A 23,226-nucleotide genomic window follows, 5' to 3' on the forward strand; every position below is an offset into this window, starting at 1 on the left:
CTCTACTTTTTGTATACCCCAAAGGTAACAAAAAGAGCCAACCCGTGATTGGATCAGCTCTGGAAAGTTTAAATTCAGTTTCACATCACTGCTTAGGCAGCAGTTTTTTGATTTCCTCTGCGGAGAGCCCTGAGGCTTTCACCACAGCAGACATATCTACGCCAAGTGCAAGAAGCTCACGAGCCATTTCCACTTTACCTTCTCTTTTCCCTTTGGCCTCTCCCTCGGCAAGCGCACCTTCTATCATCGACTTTTCATCGCTTAATGCTTTCATCCGCGCATCATAAGCCATTCTCGTAGCTGCATCCTGACTCAGAAATTCCAGCGTGTCCATTGCCTTTTTTAGCATCGGTTCATTCATCGCCAGCACCTCCCAGTTTGATGGATCAATCCCTTTTAAGAATAAAAGCCAGTTCACCAGTCCGCCCTTGTCCATAGGGACAGGGTGTTGATCCAGTTTGGTCAATTCCATCACATGAATTTCTATATCATCTGTCAAACCAATACCTGTATGATCTTCGCGTAAATGAAAAACATTGTGATATCGTTCATTGTCCAGACATGAGTAATTTAAAATATTGATCGTCACGCATTTTTTCAAAAGATTATAATTTTCACCCTTCTTGATCTGGTGAGAGTACATTTCGCTCCAGTAGAATAGCGTTCTTTTTTCCATATTATACGGATTAAACAGCTGCATCTCAATGTTGATTAACTTGCCTTCCACCGTACGCGCTTTGATATCCAAAATGGATTGTTTATCTTCCGGACTATCTTTGTCCGTAAACGTGTTAATAAGTGTAATCTCCGTAAGAGGCGATTCACCGGTTTCAATAAACGTGCTGTTAAGGAAGGCTAACAAAACATCTTTACTTTGCTCACTTCCAAAAATACGTTTGAATACAAAATCCACTCGTGGATCGAGCAAATCCGTCATCCAGCATCAGCTCCATTCTTCACCAGCATTATATCATAATTCCCATACTTCCTTCAGCTTAACGTTAAACCTGCATTCATATCTGATCACTCCTCGAAAGACAAATTCATTGGCTCGTCCGACATCTCATACTCCGTCTCTATGTGAGTCAACGGTGTATTGGAATCAACCTCTTCAAAGCGGAAGCTGTCCACCCATACTTTGCCTTTGCCGTTCAAAATAACCCCGAATGAGATAACCGCACTGTCCTTCGGCACATCCAGTACAATATGGTACTGATTCCATGGCTGCGTGCCCGTAATGGGCCGATCGTGCATGTTATCAAATTGAAGTACATCATGGACGTTATTATCCACACGCATCCATAATCCGCAGAACGCATCCACAAGCTCGGTCTTCACGAATCCCGATAACTTCATCCGCTTACCCACATACTTGTCTGCCCTGAACTGCTGCATCATCGTGGCAAACTCATTGCTATCCATCGGCGTAACAGCTTTCAGATAACCTGAAGCTTTCCCCTGATGCACTTCGGCAGGATCAATACCCATCTCATAATTTTGCGGATGACTTCCGGTTAACATCCAACCTGTAATCGTTGACGTCTGATTCATCTGTAATTCTCCTCCTCTGGTTCTTCCTTCGAATAATTTCAGATCGAACAATTTGCGAAAACGCCCTGGTGGCATGCCATATAATTTGCAGAATGCGCGGGTGAAGGCTTCCTGACTCTCAAATCCACAAGCCAGGGAGATGTCCAGAATGCCTGCATTCGTCGATCGCAGGGCCGTGGACGCCAGACTCATCCGACGGTTTCGGATATAATCCACCACGGTCATGCCAACCTCATTACGGAAAACCCGGTGGTAGTGATACGGCGACAACAACGCCTCGGACGCCACTTCTTCCAGCCCGATCTCCTCATGCAGATGGGTTTCAATATAGAACAAACTTTGCTGAATCATTGCACGGTAACGGCTCAACTGAGGTAAAGCCCCCTTCCATATCCTTACTATACGTGAATGATGTCATTGCCGTTTTGATCATTTTTGCTATCCTCACTTCTGCTGACCTCTGCCGGAAATGCAAAGAGAGCCAATCACGGATTGAATCCTTTCCGTAATTGACTCTCCTGGGAAACTGTTGCTCCGTGGCTCCTGTAGAGGCACTCCATTGATCTACAACAGGTTCATTTATCTATTCGCACAACATTCTTCGTCAGACAGCCGGTACCGGCTGTGCACCAACCTCTTCCTCTTCATGCTCCACCAGTTCATGTTTCTCCCAAGCTCTACTCTTCCAGCGGAAATACATAATGACCGCACGGGTCCACTCATCAGCCGCAATGGCAAGCCACACACCAGCGAGCCCCAGATGAAGCTGGAATATGAGCAGGTACCCCAGAGGCAGACTCATGCAGACCATGGAGATCAGACCCATGTATACCGGGAACTTTGCATCCCCTGCCGCACGCAGGGAACCAATAATCACAATATTGCAGGTACGTCCGGTTTCGAGCAAAAGACTGAGTAGAATCACTTGAGCCCCCAGCTTGATAATTTCCGGATTATCCGTAAATATGCTCATCAGCGGTACGCGGAACAGGATAATGATCACGTCAATGATAACCGTAGCCAGAAGGGCCCATTTCACACTGTTAAAAACACGTTTGTACGCATCGTCTTTGCGCCGCGCACCCACAAGCCGGCCCACAATGATCGATGTCCCCATACCAATCGCCATGCTGAACAAGTAGATATAGCTGGAGATATTACCCGCATACTGCTTGGTTGCCATGGCTTCTGCGCCCAGATAGGTCACATACAGCGTGAACACGAGCTGGCAGGAATGATATACCATGGATTCCATCGCAGATGGAATCCCAATTCGCAATATTTTGCCGATAAATTTCTTCGACAGGTTGATGTAATAACCAAACTCCACTCTGACTTCCATTACGCGATAGAGCAGCCAGAAGAAAATGATCAGGCAGATCAGGCGGCTTCCGACCGTGGAGATCGCTGCCCCTTCCACACCAAGCTTTGGCAGGCCAAAATGACCAAAAATAAGGGCGTAGTTACCAATGACGTGAATCACGTTCATCAGAACGGAAACATACATCGTCTCTTTGGTGTAACCATGTGTACGAATCGTCGCGGCCAGTGCGTTAATAAGCGCCTGAAGAAAAATCCCGCCTCCGACAATACTTATATAAGAACGGGCGAAATCGTATATTTCACCTTGAATATGCAGCAGTGTCAACAGATGTCCTCCGAACAGAAGAAAGCCTCCGCTCAGGATCAGTCCGACAATCAGATTCAGTGTAATCGCATTACCCGTGACCTGTGCCGCCTCACTCAACTTCTTCGAACCAATATATTGTGCCACAACAATAGCAGCGCCATGTCCGATGACTTCCAGGACAAGAATCGCAATGGAAATAATCTGATTGGCTGCTCCGACCCCGGATACTGCATTATCGGACACCGAACTGAGCATGAACGTATCCACGCTCCCCATCAACATAAACAAGAAGAGTTCCAGGAAAATAGGCCATGTTAGCCGAATCAGATTCAGATCCTTGGCATCCGAACGCAGGGACTCTTGGGTTGAGGATATTGCTGTCATTTTCTCACCTTTCCCGTGTGGGCTTTAATTCTTAGGGTATGTTAGCACAGGTAGTTTGAAAATGCAGTAGTTTTGCGAAAATAATTGAAAGTTTTTTGAAATACCATAAATAGGTATTTTCATCTTTTTCATTTATGTCCGATGTATGCCGAATGGAATGCAAAGTTCGCCCCAGCGGAGCACGCCTACCTCTGATTGGAGCCAAGGTCGGATGATACAAAAAGACCCCATACACCCCTCATAGAAAGGGATGTTAAAGGGTCCATTAAGGTAGGGCAGCGAGATGCCATATACCAAATTTTGTTCTAACCTTTGACCGATCCAGCAGCGATGCCTTCCACAATTCGATTGCTCAAGACGAGGAACGCGATCAGGATCGGCAGAATGCTGATCATCAGCGTTGCGCCAATCGCTCCCCAATCCGTGGTGTACTGCCCAATAAAGTTCTGTACCCCAACGGTTAGGGTTTTGTACGAGTCTGTGCTGATGAACGTATTCACGAAAATAAACTCATTCCAGTCATAGATCATGTTAATAATTGCCGTCGTAGCTATTACCGAGGATGTCATCGGCAGCACGATACGGAAGAAAATTCGATGAACGGAACAGCCATCCATTACCGCTGCTTCCTCCACTTCCCGTGGAAGGGCGTAGTAGAAACCAAGCAAAATCATAATCGTAATCGGCATGTTAAACGCGATGTAGGATAGAATGACCGACAATGGATGATCCGTAAGATGAAGCTTCAGGAAGAGGCTGAACAGCGGGATCAGCGTAGAATGCACAGGGATCATCAGACCTACCATGAACAACCCCAATACCAGTGAACGCCCTTTCCAGCGCATACGAGTGATGGCAAAGGTAACCAGACTCGCGAACAACACGGTACACACGACAGACACAGCCGTAATCCAGACACTATTGAAGAAATATAAACTGATATTACCTTCCGTCCACACTTTCACATAATTCTCCCATCGCGGCGTTGCGGGAAGGGCGAACGGAGCCATATCGAATACTTCCTGATTATTTTTGAGTGAGAACAGCAGCAGCCAAATCAAGGGCAGAATCTGCAGCAATGCGACCAGAATCAACAGGCTGTAGAGCAGAAAATATCCGATCCTTCTCAGCAATGTCGAGCCCGGGCCTGTTCCCGGATAGGCTGGCAACCGAACCACGGTTTCCGTCTTCACAGGGATGGACCTCCTTTCATTTCACTTGTATCAAGAGTACTGAATGGTGTCCTTGGATGCCGTAGCTTTCCGTAACAGCCAGGTGACGACCAGACAGATGACCAACAGGAAGAAACCGACAGCACTCCCATAACCAAAGTCGAATCCCCGGAAAGCCTGATGATACATATAAGAGGCCATTACTTCACTGGAGCCATTCGGCCCACCATCCGTCATCACATAGATTAGATCAAAGTATTTCAGCGAGCCGACAACTGCCAGCACAATCGTCACTTTGATCACTTCCGTGATCAGGGGCAGCTTGATGCGAAAAGCAATCTGCCAAGGGTTCGCTCCATCAATCCGGGCGGCTTCCACCAGTGATTCCGGGATATTTTTAAGCGCAGCATAATAAATCAAAATATAAAATCCGGCATACTGCCACAAAATCGGCACGAACAGCGCATACAACACCAGCGATGGCTCCGCCAGCCATGCTGGCGGATTGGCAATCCCGATTCCTTCCAGAAAGGAGTTAAGCACGCCATTGCTTGGGTGATAAATCTTCAGCCATAGCTGGGCTATAGCCACCGATGACAGAAGCATCGGAATAAGATATATTTTGCGAAACAGATTGGCTCCCTTGATTTTGCCTGACAGCACAAGCGCTATCGCAAGATAGCCGATTAGACTCAGTGCGGAGAACAGCGCCAGCAAAAAAGTATGATAGGCACTCTGCCAGAACGCTGCGTCGTGAAGCAATCGTGTGTAATTTTCTAAACCGATAAAGGTCATTGCGCCAATCCCGTCCCACTGCATCAATCCGTAATATCCGGTCAGTACGATCGGTACATAGATCAGGACCAATAACAGCAGCAGCGCGGGAAGCACGTACAACGCAGCGACTAAACGGTTGGACATGACTTTGTCCATCAGAATATCCTCCCTTTGTGCGTTGTACCGTTAATTGCCTTTATCAATGGCTGCCTGATGATTTTTCACAAACTCCTCTGGAGTCACTGCTTTTCCAAACAAGGCCTGAATCATGTCCAGATGGACCTGAGCTGCCGCTGGTTTCATCTGCACATCCGCGAACAGTGTCAGGCTGCTGGCCTGATTTAATTCATTCAGCAGGTCAGTATAGAGCTGCGGCAGTTGGACTTCCGCAGTATCCACTTTTGTTGCCGGAATGACGCCCGCCTCAGTTACGGAGCTCTCACCCCATTTTCCCACGAAATATTGCACGAACTTCTGCGCCTCATCCTTCACCTTGGAGTTCTGTGCAACGAACAGACCTACACCTGGACCGCCGACCCAGCTGTTAATGTCACTTTTGCCATCCTCCATTGTCGGGAATTTAAAGAATCCAATCTTATCCTTGAACTCCTGTGGTACATCCGGATTGGTTGTATAGTTCGGCAGTTCCCAGGTGCCCATCAGGTACATGGCCGCTTTCTCATTCATGAATTCCGATTTGCCTTCATCGTTGGACAAACCGTTGAAACCTTTATTGAACGCGTTCATGTCCACCAGCTTCTGTACTTCCGCCGCCGCCTCAATTAGAGCGGGATCGTCAAACTTGCCCGTGCCCTGGATGGCCTTCTCCAATGCATCCCCGCCCAGACGATTCGCCAGATACATATACCATAGCGAGCCGGTCCAGCGATCCTTGTTGCCAAGAGCGATAGGGACTTCTCCATTGTCTGTCAGCGTTTTCACAACATTCAGGAACTCATCATACGTTGTTGGTGGTTGCAAGTTATACTTGGCGAAAATGTCCTTGTTGTAATAAATCGGAGAGATATTCAACTCAATCGGGAGCGCATAGGTTTTTCCCTCTACCGCATACGCTTCGGTTGTTCCTGCAATGAACTTGCCTTCCAGTGGACCACTCAGAAGGTCATCGACTGGCGCGAACAGGTTACCCTTTACGTAAGGCTCAAGAAATCCCGCCGCCCAGGTTACACCTACATCGGGGAGTTCATTGGAAGCGGATAAAATCTTAAGCTTGTTTTTATATTGCTCATTTTCCAGTACTTCCTGCTTGATTGTCACGTTCGGGTGATCGGTCTGATACTGCTTGATGATTTCGTTAACCAGCTTGTTCTGCTGTGCAGAACTGCCTGCTGGCCAGAGGTGCATAAACTTGAGGGTCACCTTTCCGTCGGACCCGCTGCCGCTTGCTTCACCTTTTCCGTCGGAATCTGAATTGCTGCATCCAGATAAAAATATGGTGAGGATAAGCGTCAATGTCAGAAGCATTGCTATGGGCTTTTTATTCATTTTCCCAACCCCCTGTATTCGTTTTTCGGTTGATGTAACCGCTTTAATTAAATTCTAACATGGGCACACCGACCCCATAAGACCAGGATGATTTGGAAAAACTCCACTATTTTATGGTTATTTTTTCTCTTGGGCGGTAATGGAATGACGATACTTGCTTGGGCTAATTGCTTCGAGGCTTTTGAACACTTTAATAAAATATTTGTCCGTCTGATACCCCACTTGCTCGGCGATCTCCGCGATGGGCATGGCGGTCTGAACGAGCAATTCCTTGGCTCGCTGAACACGTTTGCGGGTCAGATATTCACTGAAATTGATCCCCATCTGCTCCTTGAACAGCACGCTGAAATAACTTGAGTTCAGATGCAACAGCTCAGCGATTTCCCGCATGGTGACAGGCTCGCCCAGATGGGCTTCCACATAAGCAATAGCTTCGCTGATCTGGGGATTAAGCTGTTGATCTCCTCGCTCCCTTGCATCCAGCAGCTTGGGATCAACGAGCTTCTGCATCGTTTGAATACGCCGCTGCTGTTCACCGAGTTCCAGAGCTTTCTCAACCGTCTGGATCAACTGCTCCTTCTCAATTGGTTTAAGCAGATAATCCACCACTCCGAGCTTGATGGCCTGCTGAGCATATTGAAAATCGGCATGTCCGGACATGATCAGTACGACAGGCTTGCTCGGATAATTCTGTACCGCTTCAACCAGAGACAGGCCGGAGAACTCCGGCATTCGAACGTCTGTAATCAGAAGGTCTGCTGACTGTTCCTTGAGCCATTCGGCTGCCTCGACTCCGCTAGCTGCCGTTCTGATCTCATTGCGGCCAGCCGACCAGCCTTCCAGCGTCTTGCGGATGCCCTCTCTTGTGCGTGGCTCATCATCGACGATAAGAATCGTTTTGCCATGAATCATATGCACCCTCCGTATCCTTCGGAATATGAAAGCCAATGACGGTTCCTTGACCAGGTTCACTTTTCACGGACAACCCGCAAGCTTTACCGAGCTGATTGCCAAAATAGAGCTTCAGCCGACGATCGACGTTCACCAGACCTACGCCTGTTCCCTTATTGGAAACAGCAGGGCCCCCGTTCAATGCGCGAACGACAGATTGAAGCCTTAGATCATCCATTCCGGGTCCATTATCTCGAACTTCAATGTGAACAAGCCCCTCCTTCGTCGAAGCATCGGCGCGAACACTTACCTTTCCTGGTCCGATTCTGCTCTCCACGCCGTGAAGAATGGCGTTTTCCACCAACGGCTGAATGAGCAGTTTAGGTATTTTCACCATTCGCATGGCTTCACTCAATTGGATGTCCCACTCCAGTCTCTCCCCCAGTCTCATCTCCATGATTCGAAGATAACGTTCAGCGTGTTCCAATTCATCAGAAAGCGTAACCCATTCATCCTGGTTCGGACTGGAGATCGTGTAGCGAAATAATCGGGACATCGCCACAACCATCCGCGCCAGCTCCTCATCTCCTTTGTCCTCAAGGGACCAATAGAACGCCTCCAGCGTGTTGAACAGGAAATGGGGATTGATCTGTGACTGAAGCGCCTTCAGTTCCGTTCTGGACTGCATAATTTCCTTCTCGTACACCTCCTGGGTCAACTCGTTCAGCCTGTATACCATCTGATTGTATACTTCATTGAGCTTATGTATCTCCATTGTTGAGCTCACCATAATATTGGGCTCCATCGCCCCCGGACGCGCACTGCGCATGGCCCTCATCAGTCGCCTGATCGGATGTGTAATCATGGTTGATAAGAGAAAGGACATGATTAGAAACAAAACAACGCCGAACAAGCCGGAAATGAACAGCGCCGTACGAAGGATGGATACTCCCTCCGTCGTCTCACTCACCGGAGTAAGGACAGCCAGGGTCCACCCCGTAATTTCGGAATGCTGTCTGACCACGATATAGGGCTCATCCCGGGTCTGAACGATGGAGCGATCACTGCTCAACAATGCCTCCACATTCAGGTCTGCTTCCAGATTGGAAGTCACAACGCTCCCATTGGCATCCGCCAACAGAATCGAGTCCAGCGTATCGTCTGCATCATCCAGATCATTCAACTGAAAGAAACTGCGCTGCATCCGCACTACAACGTAGCCTCCATGTTCAAAGGCCCGGTCCATCAAGCTGACACGCCGAATAGCCATAATCACGCCGGGATCTTCCGGATCGGGGCCAGTCCAGATCAGCCTTCCTTTTTCCTTGTCCGCTTCCGTAATCCAGTTCCGGTCCAGCCTCACATCCAGGGAGCGGTCATCCATGGGGAAAATCCGGCTGTGATTGGTGGTGTAGATTTCCATGCTCTGTACGCCATTCATAAAGGATTGATAGCTGCCCACAATCTGCAGGAGGGCCTGACGCTGATTGAATGTTGCCGATTCTCCGCTTTTTTCATTGCTCAGCAAACGCTGAACGTAAGGATCATCCGCCACTTGGGCTGTCAGGGAGTTCACCTGTGAAATAAGGGCATCCAATCTGCCGTTGGCCTGAACAGCCGTCTGATAAATATGCTTCTCCGCATTGGTCTTCAGCAGACCGGATACCCGATCATAGGCAACAATGCCTGCAATGAATAAGACCATCAGCATCACCAGTACAAAACCAACAAAGATCTGATTGCGTAATGAATTCCATCTGCCCATTTTCCCTCGCAAGACCCATCCTCCTCGCTGCATGTAAAAGAAATCGCCACCCGAATCTCATGCTGGGTGACGATGGAGTACAAGCTATGCCGAATCCAGCATCAGCAATAATTAAAGCGTTTACATAACGGCTGATTACTCCCTTTCTCTGCGCTTTGTTTATCGATTAAACTAACGACTAAAAAATAGCACAGTTCCCTTTGTTAATCAATCACTTATATCTACCGTCCTGTCCAAACAAGCAAAAGAGCCATAAAAACAAAAAAAAGGCGGGCTCCATTGAGCCCAACCTCTCCTTTATTATTTTACCGAGCCTTGTGTCACTCCGTTGATAATCCACTTCTGCGCGAACAGATAGATGATGATCATTGGCAGCAATGCCAGCAAGTATGACGCAAACGCCAGGTTAAAGTCGGTATTGAATTGACCTTGGAATACATACTGCACAAGCGGCAGCGTGTATTGTGCCGGATCACTAATGATAATGAGTGGCAGCAGGAAGTCATTGTAAGTGGACAGACAGGTCAGGATACCCACTGTGGCACTGATCGGCGCCATCAATGGGAAAATGATTTTCCAGAACGTGCCCCAGGTTGTCGCTCCATCGACAAAGGCCGCTTCCTCCAGTGCTACCGGAATGGACCGAATGTATCCGACGTATACAAATACGTTAAAGGCGAGTCCATACACCGTGTGCAACAGGATTAGACCCAACAGATTCGTCATGTCCAATGATGCAGTCAGCTTAACAATCGGCAGCATGATGATTGGAAACGGAATGAACATCGCACTGACGAAGTAGTAGTACAGCCCTTTGAAAAATTTCCGTTTCTCCATATTTCGCGCAATCGCGTAAGCCACCATAGAGTTACTGAGCAAGGTCAGGATAACTGTTGATGCAGTCACAATGGCACTGTTACGGAACGATTGGAAGAAGTTGGTCATGTCTATTGCACTTGCAAAGTTCTCCCAGTGAAGCGTTGTCGGAATGGCAAATACCGATTGGGCCATTTGCTCCGGATTTTTCAATGCGATCGTTACCGTCATATATAACGGGAACAGAATGAACAAGGTACCCAGAACAATCAATAACATAACGGGCCAGTTGGTACGTAAACGGCTTCTCATTACAGATCCGTCTCCCTTCTTTGCAGGAACCGGATTTGCAGAATCGAAATCACCGCGATAACGATGAAATAGATAACCGAGTTCGCAGATTGATACGCATATTCGCCGCCTTCAAATCCACCCGTATAGATCAGATGGGAGATGGACTGTGTTGCCCGTCCCGGTCCACCATTGGTCAAGGCCACGATTTGGTCAAAGACCATCAGTGAGTTTTTCATCGCCAGCACCATGTTAATCGTGAAGAATGGAGCAATGAGCGGGAATGTAATGCTCCAGAACTCACGCCATTTGCCGGCGCCGTCCAGATTTGATGCTTCATACAATGTTGTAGGGATCGTTTGCAATCCCGCCAGATACAGAATCGTATTCAACGCAACGGATTGCCATACGGCCACAATCACGATCCCGATCCATGCCAGGCTTTCGCTGCCCAGAATGTTGGTGGATAGGGCGTTGATCCCTAGGTTTTGTCCCCAGATCGGAAATACGTTGGAGAACAGGTAGTTAAATATGTAACCTACAATCAATACACTCAGGATATTCGGCAAGAAGTAGATGCCCCGGAAAAAGTTACGGAACTTGATCTTGGCATTCAGCCCGAGTGCAATGAGCAGGCTTAGAATATTCGTCAGGATCGTTACAACGATCGCAAACTTGAAGGTAAACCAGTAGGCGTTGCCCACATTGTCATCCTGAAACAGATTGAAATAGTTTTTGAATCCAACAAAATCATAACCATTACCAAATCCGTTGTAGTTCGTAAATGAATAATAGATCCCCTGGAGGGCCGGCAGCGTCATAAATACGAAGAACAATACTACCGCCGGAACCGTCATCCAGTAATAGGGCGCAATGCGCTTGTTCATACTCCATCCTCCTTCGGACAAGGCGTTATCGCCGATTCGCTACCTTGTCCCATTCTTTGTCGAGTGTATCCAGATAGTTGTCGATGTTCTTGTTCTGCAAAAAGGACTGTACGATGGAATTCAGCTGCACCGCAGCCGGAATATAGTGATCGGCAAAGTCGATAACCTTGCCCTGCTCAATGTAAGGTGTCAGTTCCTGTACAGCAGGATCATCTTGTTTTACACCTTCCACCGCAGAGAACAGCGTTTGTTCCTTAATGTACTTGCCTATATTTTCAGGCTTCAGCAGAAATGCGATGAACTGCTCAGCCTGCTCCTTGTTCGGTGTATCCGCTGCAATGGTAAACAGGGAGTCGATTCCGTTCACCAGCTTAATCTGGCTAGGGTCGTTGCCTGTCGGGAATGGGAAGAAACCAATGTCCACATTCGGGTTCGCTTTGCGAATCTCGGAGATCGCCCAGGTACCCTGAATGTACATATAAGCTTCTCCATTAGCAAAGGCCCGGTTACCATCGGAATATGCTTTACCGAAGTTGTCGCCGTGACCGTAATTCATCAGTTCCAACTGCTTCTCCGCGACCTCGCGGTATTTCTCCTTGAAGGTCACCTTGTTCTCGCGACGCTCCAGATAGAAATCAATACCAACCAAGTTAGGTCCGAGTGCATTGAACGGCAGATTCGTCTGCCAGTCATCCTTGTATGTGAAGTAAAATGGAATTTTACCTGCATCCTTAATTTTTTGGGCTGTTGCAATCAATTCGTCCCAAGTCTTAGGCACGTCCAGTCCCATTTCCTTAAACAACGTTTTGTTATACATGATTCCGTTTGCATTTGTTGCGTAAGGAACGCCCGTCACTTCATCCATTCCCGTGACATCCTTCAGCATCTGTATGTAGTTGGGATCGATCGTTTTCAACAGTGGACTGTTGGTCAGATCGGCGAAAATATCACTCTGTGCAAGAATGGAATAGGTATCCGTTGCCCCCATCGCCATAATATCTGGCACATCGTTCTTCACCACACGTGTCTTCAGCACCGTCTCCGCATCTGGTGGATTCACCTGAGTGACCTGAATATCGGAGTGTTCGGCGTTAAATGTTTTGATTAATTCGTCAAAGGTTCCTTTGGCTTCGGGTTTGTTCTGAAAAAATTCAACCTGCACTTTGCCGTTGGCATGATTCCCGCTGGTGCAGGAAGACAGCAATACAGCCGTTATTCCACAAAGCAGCATTATCCCGAGTGCCTTGGTAAGCGATGTTCTCATGTTGTACCTCCCTCAGCTTATATACGTTAAGATTTACCCATTAAATTAGTGAAGTAACCATGTGGTTAATCCTTCCACTGATTCCTACTATGAGCGTTGACTATAATGTGCCCTATTATTCCTAAAACGGTTTCGATAAAATTGAATCAGCCCCACTGAGCGTGAGTCCGGTCATCGACATAACAAAAAAAGACATCGGATGATATCCAATGCCTCTTATTTATTCACTTATAATGGCCTACAATAGAGCTGTCGTTGCCTCATTATGAACGCTCTATTTTTGGCAATGCATTCCGCAATCGCTTCGCCCGATAGCTCTGAAATGCACGAATTAACATACCGATGACCAGCAGCACCACGCCTATGTTTATTGCAACATCCGCCAGATTGAGTATTCCGCGTCCCGACGGAAACACGAGAAAATCCGTTACGCGTGCGTAAATAAAGCGATCGATTGCATTCCCCAAAGCACCACCGACCATGAAGCCGGCTCCTGCCTGCATCCAGAAACCACGAATTTCACCTTTTTTCCGATAATACATCATGCCTATGATAAATAGAATGGCGACCACGCCGAACAGACGCGCGTTCCCCTGAAACAGGCTACCGGCCATCCCACTGTTCTCATAATGCTGCAGCTGCATACCCGAATCGCCAAGTCTCATCGTGTCGCCAACTTCCATATACATCCTCACCGCCATTTTGGTGCCTTGATCCACCAGGGTAACCAGCAGTGCTATAAAATAAAACAACATGTTGCCTCTCCTCCTGCCAGACTGCTATAGCTGCCTAGCCTATGTTAACCCCTCAGTCTTCTACCTTACCATTGGGTTTAACGTAATGTTTCCTCCACTTTAACACAGCCGCTGTATTGAATCCATATGAGCTGTAGAACCTGTGCTCACACTGAAAAAAAGCCCCCAGCCGTCTTATACGGAATGAGGGACAATTAACGAAATTATCGAATAGCGGAGAGCACATCCAGCAGCATCGATTTGAATTTCGGACGGTCAATGGCCTCGCAGACGCGTACGTTCGGTTCTTTGCCGAAACGTCCGTTGATATCCACCACGCTATATCCGCGCGTTAATTCTCCTGCTGCTTCCACGTCCACGTAATACTGACCGGATTTGGTCATGAGCGACTCATCTGCGGCAACAGCCATTAGCAACGTATCCGGATGAGTGGTTCCGTTCAGTTTATGTACCGATTTGTTGAACTGCATAACCACTTTGTTGATGGCCGTGAAGAAATCCGCACCAGATGTACCTAGCGCTGCAATCTCCGCATGATCGTCATCATCCATAACGGAATACTGAGTACACATCTCCCAGCCAACCATGGTAATCGGAATGCCCGCGTGTAATACAATTTTGGCTGCTTCCGGATCAACATAGAAGTTATACTCCGCGGCTGGCGTAATATTGCCCAGTGCATTATTCGTTCCACCCATGATGTAGAGATGTGCAATCTCTGGAATAATAGTCGGGTCCTTCTGAATGGCCATCGCAATGTTGGTCAGCGGTGCAATAGCAAGAAGCGAGATTTCGCCCGGCTGTGCGTGTACCTTTTCAATGATAAAATCAACTGCATGCCCTGCCTCGGGACGCTGGTCCGCCTTCGGGAAATGGGCTCCGCCCATGCCGTCATCACCATGTACGTCTTCCACCGTGCGGTGTTGGGCCTTGCCATAGGCCATTAACGGGCGTTCGCATCCTTTGTACACAGGCACCTTGCCGCCATGACCCGCAACCTGCACGGTGTACAGTGTATTTTCCACCTCTTGGTCAAACTGCACGTTCCCACCTGTAATCGTGATGCCCTCCACCTGGAAATGGTGCAGTGCCGTCAGGATCGCAATCGTATCGTCTCCTGCTGTATCTGTATCAATGATGACTTTTCTCATGATGCTGCGCTCCTTCTTGGTTAAATATTTATTCTGAATTATCGTTTATCGCTAGCATTTATTTTACATCAAAAATGTACCGATGACGATGGAAACGCCGATGATAATGGAACGCAGCAGCTGTGCCACGGCCATATTCCCTCGTGCAATTTCATCACATACCCGCATCTTGGGGGTCAGGAAGTCAAATATAATATAGACCAGACACAAAATAATGATTCCCAGCGCCGACCAAAGCAGCATATCCAGCCACGAGTGCGTGGAGAAGGACACCATGCCCACAATAATACACAGGCCCAGCAATTTGCTCCCCATGTATATGCCTGCCGCCTCGTTGCCTTTCGCAATTTCCTCACTATCGTTATACCGGGTCAGTTGGCTAAAAGCGAAATACCCGCATACCAATACAACCAGTAAAATGCCCACACCTACCGCTACATTCAGCAGGTTCAATCCCAAATTGTCCATTCCTTCTCCTCCTCATCATCCATCCGTTCATTGACCGTGGCCGCACAATAATAGGCCATATCCCCTGTCACTTTCTCCCCGATTCGCGGCAGTACACCCGCAAAACGTCCATTAATGACAAATACTCCGGTAAGCAAATAACCTCTGTATTCGCCATCCTCTGTCTGAATCACGGCCTGTTCCATTGGAACGAGCTGCTGATAAATCTTGGGCTGATTGTTATAATAGGCGGCAAGCTCCTCTTCTTCATCCACTGTGCCTGTTTCGTTCGAGTTTGATGGCGTCTGAACGCTCACAGGTGTATACGTATTCGGCTTGCCCGTAGTCTGCTCCGTTTCGTCACCCAGCAGTGAGGTCCCTCGGCCTTCACGTCCCCAATAGCTTTTGGCTACATATGGAATGGAATCCAGCTCAAAGGGTCCTGCTTCGAAATAAGTTGGCAGCAAATACCGCGAAATGGTTTCCAGCTCCGCATCGTTAAACAGCCGAAATCCGCAATATTCCGGGGTCTGTTCATTGCGTTCATAGAGCGACCAGATGGCGGCCATGAAGCCTTTGCTCTGCATCAGCACATGTTGTACGGGATTCATCAGACCGAGTCGTCCTTCCTGTACCAGCTCAAGCAGCGCAGCGCCGATATCCACCCCCGTCGTCTCGTCTCGATCATCGATCAGATACTCCAGGGGATATAGACGGTACAGCAGGTTGATCTCGCGCCCTTGATGGTAGAGTGAATCCCCGGGGATAATCTCCAATTCCTCCAGTGGAGCGTAAAACGTTTCATATCCCGCTTCCTGACACAGCTTCATCAGATACTCCGTATTGGTCCGATCCTCCACATGATCTCCGAACGAAGTAAAGGTCACCACGCCTTGCAAGCCCTGCTTTGCATAAGCACCCAACCAGCTGTGAAAGCATTCTCGGATACACTCATCCATGCCTTTGGACGGAGGATAGAGCGATGTTTTTTCAGCCATCCCAACCAAAATACCTTCCAATGCAGCTGCTTCTGGTATGCCTGTTGGGGTATCGGTGTTATTTTCAATGCATTTGGGACCCGTTTCCCCAATAATCCAGTCCTGCCGAGTGATCCCGCCTGTCACCATCTCCATACGAGCCGCTGGAATAAGGCCAGGGTAAATACCCAATTGATGCTCCAGAAAAGAGTCGGGCATGTATTGCTGGATAAAACGCATCACCTTGCAATAAATCCCGTCTACAGCCTCAACTGCTGCACGTAATTCCTGCATCTCCGCAGGGGTATAGACCGTTAATGCAGGCACACAATATTGCTTGCCATACATTCGGTGATAGGGAACTTGTTGCCCTGCTTCGTCCCTGAATACTTCTTCATGGCTGAACGGCAGCTCGTATATATGCCTCATCAGGTTCTAACCTCCCGAACTGCGGAAGAAGCTGCCAAAGCCGCTCGATTTGGAACTGGATTTGCTGTAGGAACTGCTGTCCTTGTTGCTCCGATAGGACGATCCGCCACCATAGTAATAGTGCCCGCTGCTGGAGTCATACTCACATCCGGTATCGTATTCCGGGTCGCAATCATCGCTATTGCTGCCACAACCGGATAATACGGCAGGCACTGCAAGCATGAGCGAGAAGGCAACCAGCTTGGCACGTGAGCCGGGTGTGGGTGTGAGATTTTCGGCCATTACAGATCCACCTCCTTCATAAAAAACAACACTTTCTTGCGATCCGCATCCAGCACGGAATACACAAATTCATAGGTTATACCGCCTCGGACCATGTAATGGTCCAGTAGTTGCTCGCCAAGCTCCATCGTGTACGAGGAGGATTCTGCCAAGTCCAATTCCTGAAATGCACTCCCATTCCACAGCATGTATTCCGAGCTGTACATGGAGGACATTTTGCACATCGACAGTGCAGCGTCTGCAATCGCTGTACCGTGTTCCGCAGGCTTTTGATTGTTGTATTCGGTCAAGTAGACTGCATGCTCCCGACGATCCTCGCATTCATTGGACAGATGCGCCCAGAGCTTATTTTTCATCAGGGTAGCATCGACCAGCTTGCGCATGAACAATTCATCGCGAGTAACCGAAACCTGTTCCAATACCCCCGTCTCCACCTGCCGATCATCCGACCAGTTCCGATAAGTCAATGAATAATAAATAACGATAACCTGCCTTTCTGTGAGCTCTAAGAGGAGCCGTTTCCATACACACAAACGTATTAAACGCACGAGAAGGAAAAAAGTTACACTATTCCCGATGACATGTAAAAAATCATGTTGTATCAATCTCAAGAGCGTTTTTCAATCGGCAAGATATAGATCGAAATAAATCATTCAATTACCATCGATATCATCGCGTCACGATGTTAACTATGAAAAGCAAAAAGGGCCAGAGAACCTTCTCCAGCCTTCTTCCCTTCTTCATCTATTTTAAAATCTATCCAAGATGCACCTTGAGATCAGCTCCATGTCGACTGTCTCACAGCTCTGCCCACTGGGCCAATATTTCATTGTATTCGCCAGAAAGTCGCTCGCGTTCGTTCCATATTTGCTCTAGCTCATCTGGCGTGTTCTCCGCAGATTCAAGCTGATGATCCATCTCCTGAATTTGTCCTTCAAGCCGAGCCAGTCTCTGCTCCAATTGTTCAGCGGACAGCTTTTGGGATTGGTGCTTATCAGCCGTTCTACCAGACTTCGTCTCGGAGTTCGGTTGTGAACCCCCACGTGATGGAGTCGCTACAGCTGCTATAGGCTGACTTGCCACTGCTGCACGTGCTTGCAGATCAAGCTTTTTCTCACGGTAAGCTTCATAGTCTCCCAGATAGGTGACCATCCGCCCGCCCTCCAGTTCCCACACACGTGAAGCGAGGCGATTGACGAAGTAGCGGTCATGCGAGATGGCAAGCACCGTTCCTTCAAAATCAATGAGCGACTCTTCGAGCGCTTCCCTTGAAGCGATATCCAGATGGTTGGTCGGTTCATCCAGCAGAAGCACATTCGGCTTGCGCTGCACCAGCAGAGCCAGTCGCAGACGTGTCCACTCCCCACCGGATAATTGCCCGACAGAGCGGAATACATCTGCCCCGTAGAATAAATATCGGGCCAGAATACCGCGAGCCTCCCCTTCCTCCACACCTGCTTCCAGACGGAAGTATTCTAGTACATTCAGCTTCGGATTGGTTGGCTCCTCCTGCTGTGCCAAATAACCGACATCCACACGTGCACCCCACTCCAGGCTGCCTGCACTAGGCTGCTCCTCTCCCAGCAACAGCTTGAACAACGTCGTTTTGCCTGAACCATTGCGCCCAATAAGGGCAATTTTATCGCCATATTCGAGCAAACCCGATACCCCGCGCAGAATCGGGCGTTCTCCATAAGCCTTTTCAACCTGTTCCATAACGGCCACCCGTTTTCCCGTGCGGTCCGTAGGACGAACATCGAAATCGGCATTACGCCGCTCCAGCACAGGTCGCTTCACCTGCTCCATTCGCTCCAATGCTTTGCGCATGGAGGCAGCCCGCCGAAAGAACTTTTCATTACCGCCCACACGGCCCCATTCCTCCAGCTGGCGAATCGTTTCCTTCATTTTTTTCATAACCTTCTGCTGTTCCTTGAACTCCTCAAATTGCTGCAGCAGTCGTTGTTCCTTCACCTTCATATACTCCGTATAACCGCCAGCAGACGTCTGCGCTTCTCCATCCTCCAGCTCTAACGTCCGGGATGCTACACGGTCCAGAAAATAACGATCATGTGAGATCAGGATAATCGTACCTGTGTACTCGCGCAAAAATCCTTCCAGCCATTCCACTCGCTCCAGATCAAGATGGTTCGTCGGCTCATCCAGCAATAACAGATCAGGTCTTACAATAAGCTGTGAAGCCAGCACAACCCGGGTCTGTTCACCACCAGACAACGAGCCAAAACGCCAACCGTAATGCTCCTTCGCAATATCCAGACCGTCTGCCACCTGATCGATCCGGGCATCCATCTCGTATCCACCCTCGCGCTCAAACTGGTCCTGCAATGCCGCGTACCTCTTCAACAGGCGCTCCAATTGGTTCGGATCGGCTGCACAGTCCGGATCGGACATCTGCTGTTCCATTTCCTTCATTTGACTCCGGCATGCCATAAGCTCCCTGAATCCAAGGCTTAGCACATCCAGTACCGTGTGATCATCCATTCCTTCCGGTACCTGAGCCACGTAACCCATCCGTGTATCTTTCTTGATCATCAATTGTCCTTCATCCGGTTGATTCAGTCGTGCCATCAGTCGCATCAATGTTGTTTTGCCGCTTCCGTTGCGGCCGATTAGGGCGACCTTGTCGCCTTCCATAATTTCAAACGTAATGCCGTCCAGCACCAGATGTGCTCCGTGGTATTGGGTCAATTGTTGCGCGCTAATGATCATCATAATAAGGTTCCTCCTATGGATTGGAAGAGCCTGACCGCAACACAAAAAGAGCCGCAGGAGGTTAGCTCCGCGGCCCTTCAGAATTCAAGCAAAATTGCTTATCGTCCGAATGAGGTCAAGGCAGGCATCTTCTCGCAAATGTTAATTTCCGTATATTCAAAATTGGACAGACTTCTCCCGTTAGTTGGAAAAGTATGAACAATGCCAGCCATAGCAATTGGCAGCTGGCTAATACGGTTGTTAAGCATCGCGTGATTCACCTGTCTTCACCTCCCTTGTCATAATTAGTGTCAATATATCACAGACGAATGCATTCCTGCAACCGTCTGATCGCCCAATTCATTCTTTGTAGCGTAAACCCCATTCGTTCTATTCGTTCCTTCTGCGCCGCCGCATGACCACATCCACAATAATGACCGTGATCAGGGTGAGCAAGCCGGAAGTTGCAATCGATACCCCCAGCAGAGCATAGCCGATCCCGTTCCAGCCGCCAATATCGACGCTGATCATAATAACGATGGCTCCACCCAGCAAGGCCACACAAGGCAGAATATATTGAGCCCTTGTCATCCGCCGACCTTGCAATCGATAGATAAGCCATTCAATAAGCAGCAATGCGAGCCAAATAAGGAGTATCAATATAATAAGACCTTTCACTTATACGCCCCCTTCTTCTCCATACATTCCTCCGAATGACCAATGACACTAAGCATTCTGGATACGTGTAGAGTTTATCACATAATGAAGCCCTCCATTCACGATAAATCGAATTCGTGATTGAGGGCTTCAAGAGGTTTCATGATATGAAATTGGCATATTTCTTATGATGCCATGTTCCCGCCAACAGGCTCAGTAAAGGCTTACACTTTCAGCCTGGCGTTGTTCATATCGCAGTCCCTTGTATAAATTCGCTTTGCCAACCGAATGGAACAGATTCATCTCGGTGGGCCTTACTCCACTTTGAACACAATGTCATCGAAGCTTACGCTTTCATCTTCCGTGTCGTCGAATTCTTCATCCTTAGCCGTTACTGGCTTCTTTAATAGGGATAAGGTTATTCCACAGATTCCGGTACCAATGAGAAGAGACAACATAAACAGCCACGGATGCGTAAAAAGGGGAACAACGAACAATCCGCCGTGCGGCACCGGAGCCTCAACCTATTCTGGAAGCCTATTGGCGGGAGGATGGGACAAATATAGAAATTAATTGGTCAATGATGGAGAAGCAAGGCATCGAGAGCCATTGCGCCGATCTGATGCTCTTTAACCAATTTCTGTGGCGTACAGCAAGGGAGCTTGAAGAAAATGAACCGACGAATATTCGGAAAATCGATCAGGTTTATGAGATGATCAAGGGCATTAGTAAGATATTTGAGGTTAGGCCGGACGCAGCTCCATAAAAAAGGACTCTATATATTTCCAAACGGACGGTTCTATTTTCTGGCATGGGTGATTGTAAGGGGGAGAAGGCATGTTGGAGGAGATATATTTCATTATTTTCTGAAGATAAGCAGAAAAAAAGGCATCACCTGAAGGAGATGCTTTTTTTCTTGAGTAGAAACATTGTTAGAATTGCTACTGGGAATCATTCGTCCTAAATCGAGGCAGTATAAATATATTACTCTCTTTTTTCATCATCTAATCGCCGACGAAATACCAAAGCCGAGACAGCAAATATAATAAAAGATAGTGTTGAAGCCGCAGTAACCATCTTCAACACATTTCCTATTGGGGGGTTAAACAACAGAGCAATTGAGATGATTAAAACGGCACCAGTTAAACCCATTCCCAAAATCGAGATCGCTAAAATCTTGTTCATCAAATCACCTCACAGGTAATTGAAACAAGAGGATTTCCCTCACATATATAGACGCCAGAAAAGGAAAATAGTTACTTTTTTATTCATCGTTTTGTAATATAGTCCAAAAAAAAGTTAGAATAACCGCCTATATGGACGACACACACGTAGAAACAAATTCCACATACTAAGTACGAAAACCCGTCCGTAAAGGTATTGAATTAGTTTTTAAACGTTTATAAAAATATTAACACCTTTTTAAATTAACAGGAGTTGATTATGCGAACACTTACGAGAATATACGGTATGCCAGGGTATCCACCAAAGATCAGAATATGGATCGTCAATTAACCGTATTACGGGAACAGGGTATTCCAGAGGATCATATTTTTTTGGATAAGGTTAGCGGCAAGAACTTTGACCGTCCGGAGTATCAGTTTTTAAAACGTGTACTTCGAGAGGGCGACACCTAGCGCTTTCATTAAGGGGTAACTCCTTCCTTACGCCCACAACATAACACCCGGCCTTTTTTTGATAAATACTAAAATATGTCCATTTCATTCGTGTCAGATTAATATAGCTCCTGTTCAGCGCTAGCGGAACACCCGTTGATTCAGGCACAAAGAAAAGGCTCCTGATCGGATTCCCTGCCCAATTAGAAGCCTTTTTGTGTCCATTTTCTATTCAACGACCGGAGCCTTTAGTACCTGCATATGCATGAATTACTTCAACCAGTTGGCAAAGAACTCACGGTATCCCTCTTTCATGATTGTGCGCGAAAAAGCACCAAAGGCATACTCACGGTTGTCTTCGGACACACTGCGCGGCGCCGCAGCAGCCATGTTCACCAATTCAAACCAGTTATCCTCGTTGCCTGCAAATGCATGCGTGGATCGAATGTGGCCGTAGCAGGCATGCTCCGGCTTCACGACCATTTTGCCCATCGCCATCGCTTCGGTCAGCGGCATCGCAAACGTATCAAAGGCCGAACAGCTCCAATATACCTTGGACGAGTTCATCAGGGTGAATACCTCATCCTGTGTTAGCGCGAACTTCAACTTCACGTTGTCCGGGATATCGTACTTTTTCATGCTCTCCTCATAGCGGCGTCCGCCAAAGACCATATACACTTCCTTGTCCGGGTTCTGCCGGGCATATTCCAGCACCAGGTCCGGACGACGATTCGCCTCATCCCGACCGATCCAGAGCACGCGATTATGCACCACCTGACTCGGATCATAATGTCGGTTCGCTAACTCTTCACTAAAGCCAATCGGGATGACGTTCACGTCATGAACACCGAAATTGCGGCCCAGCTCTGTTTTCAGGAACTCCGTCTGTACAATCGCTTTATCCACCATCGTATAGAACGGCTTCATCATCTCATAACCTGTCAACGCCGGGTCGGGAAAACTGTGCGGGAACAACACGCTTTTCGGTAAAAACATCTTCAAAAACGTAAACCCGGATACGGTGTAAATGACATGCTCGATATTTTGGCTATATATCTGGTCCAGTACGATATCATAGTTCACCAGGTCACCCTTCTCATGCTCATACCCAGGCAACCACTCATACCCGCTGACATGGCGCTCCGGTGAGATGAACACAATCTCCACGCCCAGCTCCAGCCCAATCTGCTTCAACCGATCCGCAAATACGCGCGGGCCCTGAGCCTCCGTGAATTGAATTTTACGCATTACGAGTCCTACCTTACGCAT

At 48.0% G+C, this 23,226-nt stretch carries 25 protein-coding genes; 2 read left to right on the plus strand and 23 right to left on the minus strand.

The window, feature by feature from the left end:
- Window positions 1-85: 85 nt before the first annotated feature.
- The 21 genes from P5G61_RS08515 to P5G61_RS08615 form a co-directional block, all read right to left on the minus strand.
- Entirely contained in the window at window positions 86-937 is an 852-nt protein-coding gene (locus tag P5G61_RS08515) for an Rpn family recombination-promoting nuclease/putative transposase (protein WP_301246077.1), read from the minus strand.
- An 86-nt stretch (window positions 938-1,023) separates the two neighbouring features.
- Complete coding sequence (locus tag P5G61_RS08520) at window positions 1,024-1,902, minus strand: helix-turn-helix transcriptional regulator (RefSeq protein WP_301246078.1); 879 nt, start codon at window positions 1,900-1,902, stop codon at window positions 1,024-1,026.
- A gap of 253 nt (window positions 1,903-2,155) precedes the next feature.
- The gene (locus tag P5G61_RS08525; RefSeq protein ID WP_301246079.1) at window positions 2,156-3,565 is read right to left on the minus strand and encodes an MATE family efflux transporter; all 1,410 of its coding nucleotides are present in this window, start codon (window positions 3,563-3,565) and stop codon (window positions 2,156-2,158) included.
- Between the two features lie 305 nt (window positions 3,566-3,870).
- Window positions 3,871-4,743: a carbohydrate ABC transporter permease gene (locus tag P5G61_RS08530; protein WP_435874116.1), complete on the minus strand. Its 873-nt coding sequence runs from the start codon at window positions 4,741-4,743 to the stop codon at window positions 3,871-3,873.
- Between the two features lie 45 nt (window positions 4,744-4,788).
- Window positions 4,789-5,670: a carbohydrate ABC transporter permease gene (locus P5G61_RS08535; RefSeq protein ID WP_301246080.1), complete on the minus strand. Its 882-nt coding sequence runs from the start codon at window positions 5,668-5,670 to the stop codon at window positions 4,789-4,791.
- Window positions 5,671-5,700: 30 nt separating this feature from the next.
- Complete coding sequence (locus P5G61_RS08540; RefSeq protein WP_301246081.1) at window positions 5,701-7,020, minus strand: extracellular solute-binding protein; 1,320 nt, start codon at window positions 7,018-7,020, stop codon at window positions 5,701-5,703.
- Window positions 7,021-7,137: 117 nt separating this feature from the next.
- On the minus strand, window positions 7,138-7,932 hold the full coding sequence (locus P5G61_RS08545) for a response regulator transcription factor (RefSeq protein ID WP_301246082.1): 795 nt from the start codon (window positions 7,930-7,932) through the stop codon (window positions 7,138-7,140).
- Window positions 7,898-9,688 carry a cache domain-containing sensor histidine kinase gene (locus P5G61_RS08550; protein WP_363325734.1) on the minus strand — a complete coding sequence of 597 codons (1,791 nt, stop codon included), beginning with the start codon at window positions 9,686-9,688 and terminating at the stop codon, window positions 7,898-7,900. The genes P5G61_RS08545 and P5G61_RS08550 overlap by 35 nt, the downstream gene beginning before the upstream one ends.
- Before the next feature lie 288 nt (window positions 9,689-9,976).
- Window positions 9,977-10,804 carry a carbohydrate ABC transporter permease gene (locus tag P5G61_RS08555; RefSeq protein WP_024629817.1) on the minus strand — a complete coding sequence of 276 codons (828 nt, stop codon included), beginning with the start codon at window positions 10,802-10,804 and terminating at the stop codon, window positions 9,977-9,979.
- Window positions 10,804-11,670: a carbohydrate ABC transporter permease gene (locus P5G61_RS08560; protein WP_024629816.1), complete on the minus strand. Its 867-nt coding sequence runs from the start codon at window positions 11,668-11,670 to the stop codon at window positions 10,804-10,806. Before P5G61_RS08560 ends, P5G61_RS08555 begins: the two co-directional genes overlap by 1 nt.
- A 25-nt stretch (window positions 11,671-11,695) precedes the next feature.
- On the minus strand, window positions 11,696-12,934 hold the full coding sequence (locus tag P5G61_RS08565) for an ABC transporter substrate-binding protein (RefSeq protein WP_435874090.1): 1,239 nt from the start codon (window positions 12,932-12,934) through the stop codon (window positions 11,696-11,698).
- 263 nt (window positions 12,935-13,197) lie between these two features.
- Window positions 13,198-13,689 carry a signal peptidase II gene (gene lspA / locus P5G61_RS08570; protein ID WP_301246084.1) on the minus strand — a complete coding sequence of 164 codons (492 nt, stop codon included), beginning with the start codon at window positions 13,687-13,689 and terminating at the stop codon, window positions 13,198-13,200.
- A gap of 203 nt (window positions 13,690-13,892) precedes the next feature.
- Window positions 13,893-14,840 (minus strand): nucleoside hydrolase, encoded by a 948-nt coding sequence (locus P5G61_RS08575; RefSeq protein WP_301246085.1) that lies wholly within the window; start codon window positions 14,838-14,840, stop codon window positions 13,893-13,895.
- 63 nt (window positions 14,841-14,903) lie between these two features.
- Window positions 14,904-15,308, minus strand: a complete 405-nt coding sequence (locus tag P5G61_RS08580) for a DUF350 domain-containing protein (protein ID WP_285075977.1) — start codon at window positions 15,306-15,308, stop codon at window positions 14,904-14,906.
- Window positions 15,290-16,693, minus strand: a complete 1,404-nt coding sequence (locus tag P5G61_RS08585; RefSeq protein WP_301246086.1) for a glutathionylspermidine synthase family protein — start codon at window positions 16,691-16,693, stop codon at window positions 15,290-15,292. Before P5G61_RS08585 ends, P5G61_RS08580 begins: the two co-directional genes overlap by 19 nt.
- A gap of 6 nt (window positions 16,694-16,699) precedes the next feature.
- Complete coding sequence (locus P5G61_RS08590; protein ID WP_079347982.1) at window positions 16,700-16,975, minus strand: hypothetical protein; 276 nt, start codon at window positions 16,973-16,975, stop codon at window positions 16,700-16,702.
- Window positions 16,975-17,442, minus strand: coding sequence for a hypothetical protein (locus tag P5G61_RS08595; protein ID WP_301246087.1), 468 nt, complete (start codon window positions 17,440-17,442; stop codon window positions 16,975-16,977). Before P5G61_RS08595 ends, P5G61_RS08590 begins: the two co-directional genes overlap by 1 nt.
- 331 nt (window positions 17,443-17,773) lie before the next feature.
- Entirely contained in the window at window positions 17,774-19,705 is a 1,932-nt protein-coding gene (gene abc-f / locus P5G61_RS08600; protein WP_301246088.1) for a ribosomal protection-like ABC-F family protein, read from the minus strand.
- A gap of 98 nt (window positions 19,706-19,803) precedes the next feature.
- A complete protein-coding gene (locus P5G61_RS08605; protein ID WP_301246089.1) occupies window positions 19,804-19,965 on the minus strand; it encodes a hypothetical protein in 162 nt (53 codons plus the stop codon).
- Window positions 19,966-20,074: 109 nt separating this feature from the next.
- Entirely contained in the window at window positions 20,075-20,344 is a 270-nt protein-coding gene (locus tag P5G61_RS08610) for a YesK family protein (RefSeq protein WP_301246090.1), read from the minus strand.
- Window positions 20,345-20,655: 311 nt separating this feature from the next.
- Window positions 20,656-20,853 (minus strand): hypothetical protein, encoded by a 198-nt coding sequence (locus P5G61_RS08615; RefSeq protein WP_301246091.1) that lies wholly within the window; start codon window positions 20,851-20,853, stop codon window positions 20,656-20,658.
- A 68-nt stretch (window positions 20,854-20,921) separates the two neighbouring features.
- On the opposite strand from P5G61_RS08615, the gene P5G61_RS08620 reads away from it, so the two are divergent.
- On the plus strand, window positions 20,922-21,107 hold the full coding sequence (locus tag P5G61_RS08620; protein WP_301246092.1) for a hypothetical protein: 186 nt from the start codon (window positions 20,922-20,924) through the stop codon (window positions 21,105-21,107).
- A 218-nt stretch (window positions 21,108-21,325) separates the two neighbouring features.
- Here P5G61_RS08620 and P5G61_RS08625 read toward each other — a convergent pair whose 3' ends face one another.
- Entirely contained in the window at window positions 21,326-21,526 is a 201-nt protein-coding gene (locus tag P5G61_RS08625; protein WP_301246093.1) for a hypothetical protein, read from the minus strand.
- Between the two features lie 314 nt (window positions 21,527-21,840).
- Between P5G61_RS08625 and P5G61_RS08630 the strand changes: the two genes are divergently transcribed.
- On the plus strand, window positions 21,841-21,978 hold the full coding sequence (locus P5G61_RS08630; RefSeq protein ID WP_435874093.1) for a recombinase family protein: 138 nt from the start codon (window positions 21,841-21,843) through the stop codon (window positions 21,976-21,978).
- A gap of 249 nt (window positions 21,979-22,227) precedes the next feature.
- Here the strand turns inward: P5G61_RS08630 and P5G61_RS08635 are convergent, their stop codons facing one another.
- Complete coding sequence (locus tag P5G61_RS08635; RefSeq protein ID WP_301246094.1) at window positions 22,228-23,226, minus strand: glycosyltransferase; 999 nt, start codon at window positions 23,224-23,226, stop codon at window positions 22,228-22,230.

Source organism: Paenibacillus vandeheii (assembly GCF_030433635.1).
Classification (GTDB): domain Bacteria; phylum Bacillota; class Bacilli; order Paenibacillales; family Paenibacillaceae; genus Paenibacillus; species Paenibacillus vandeheii.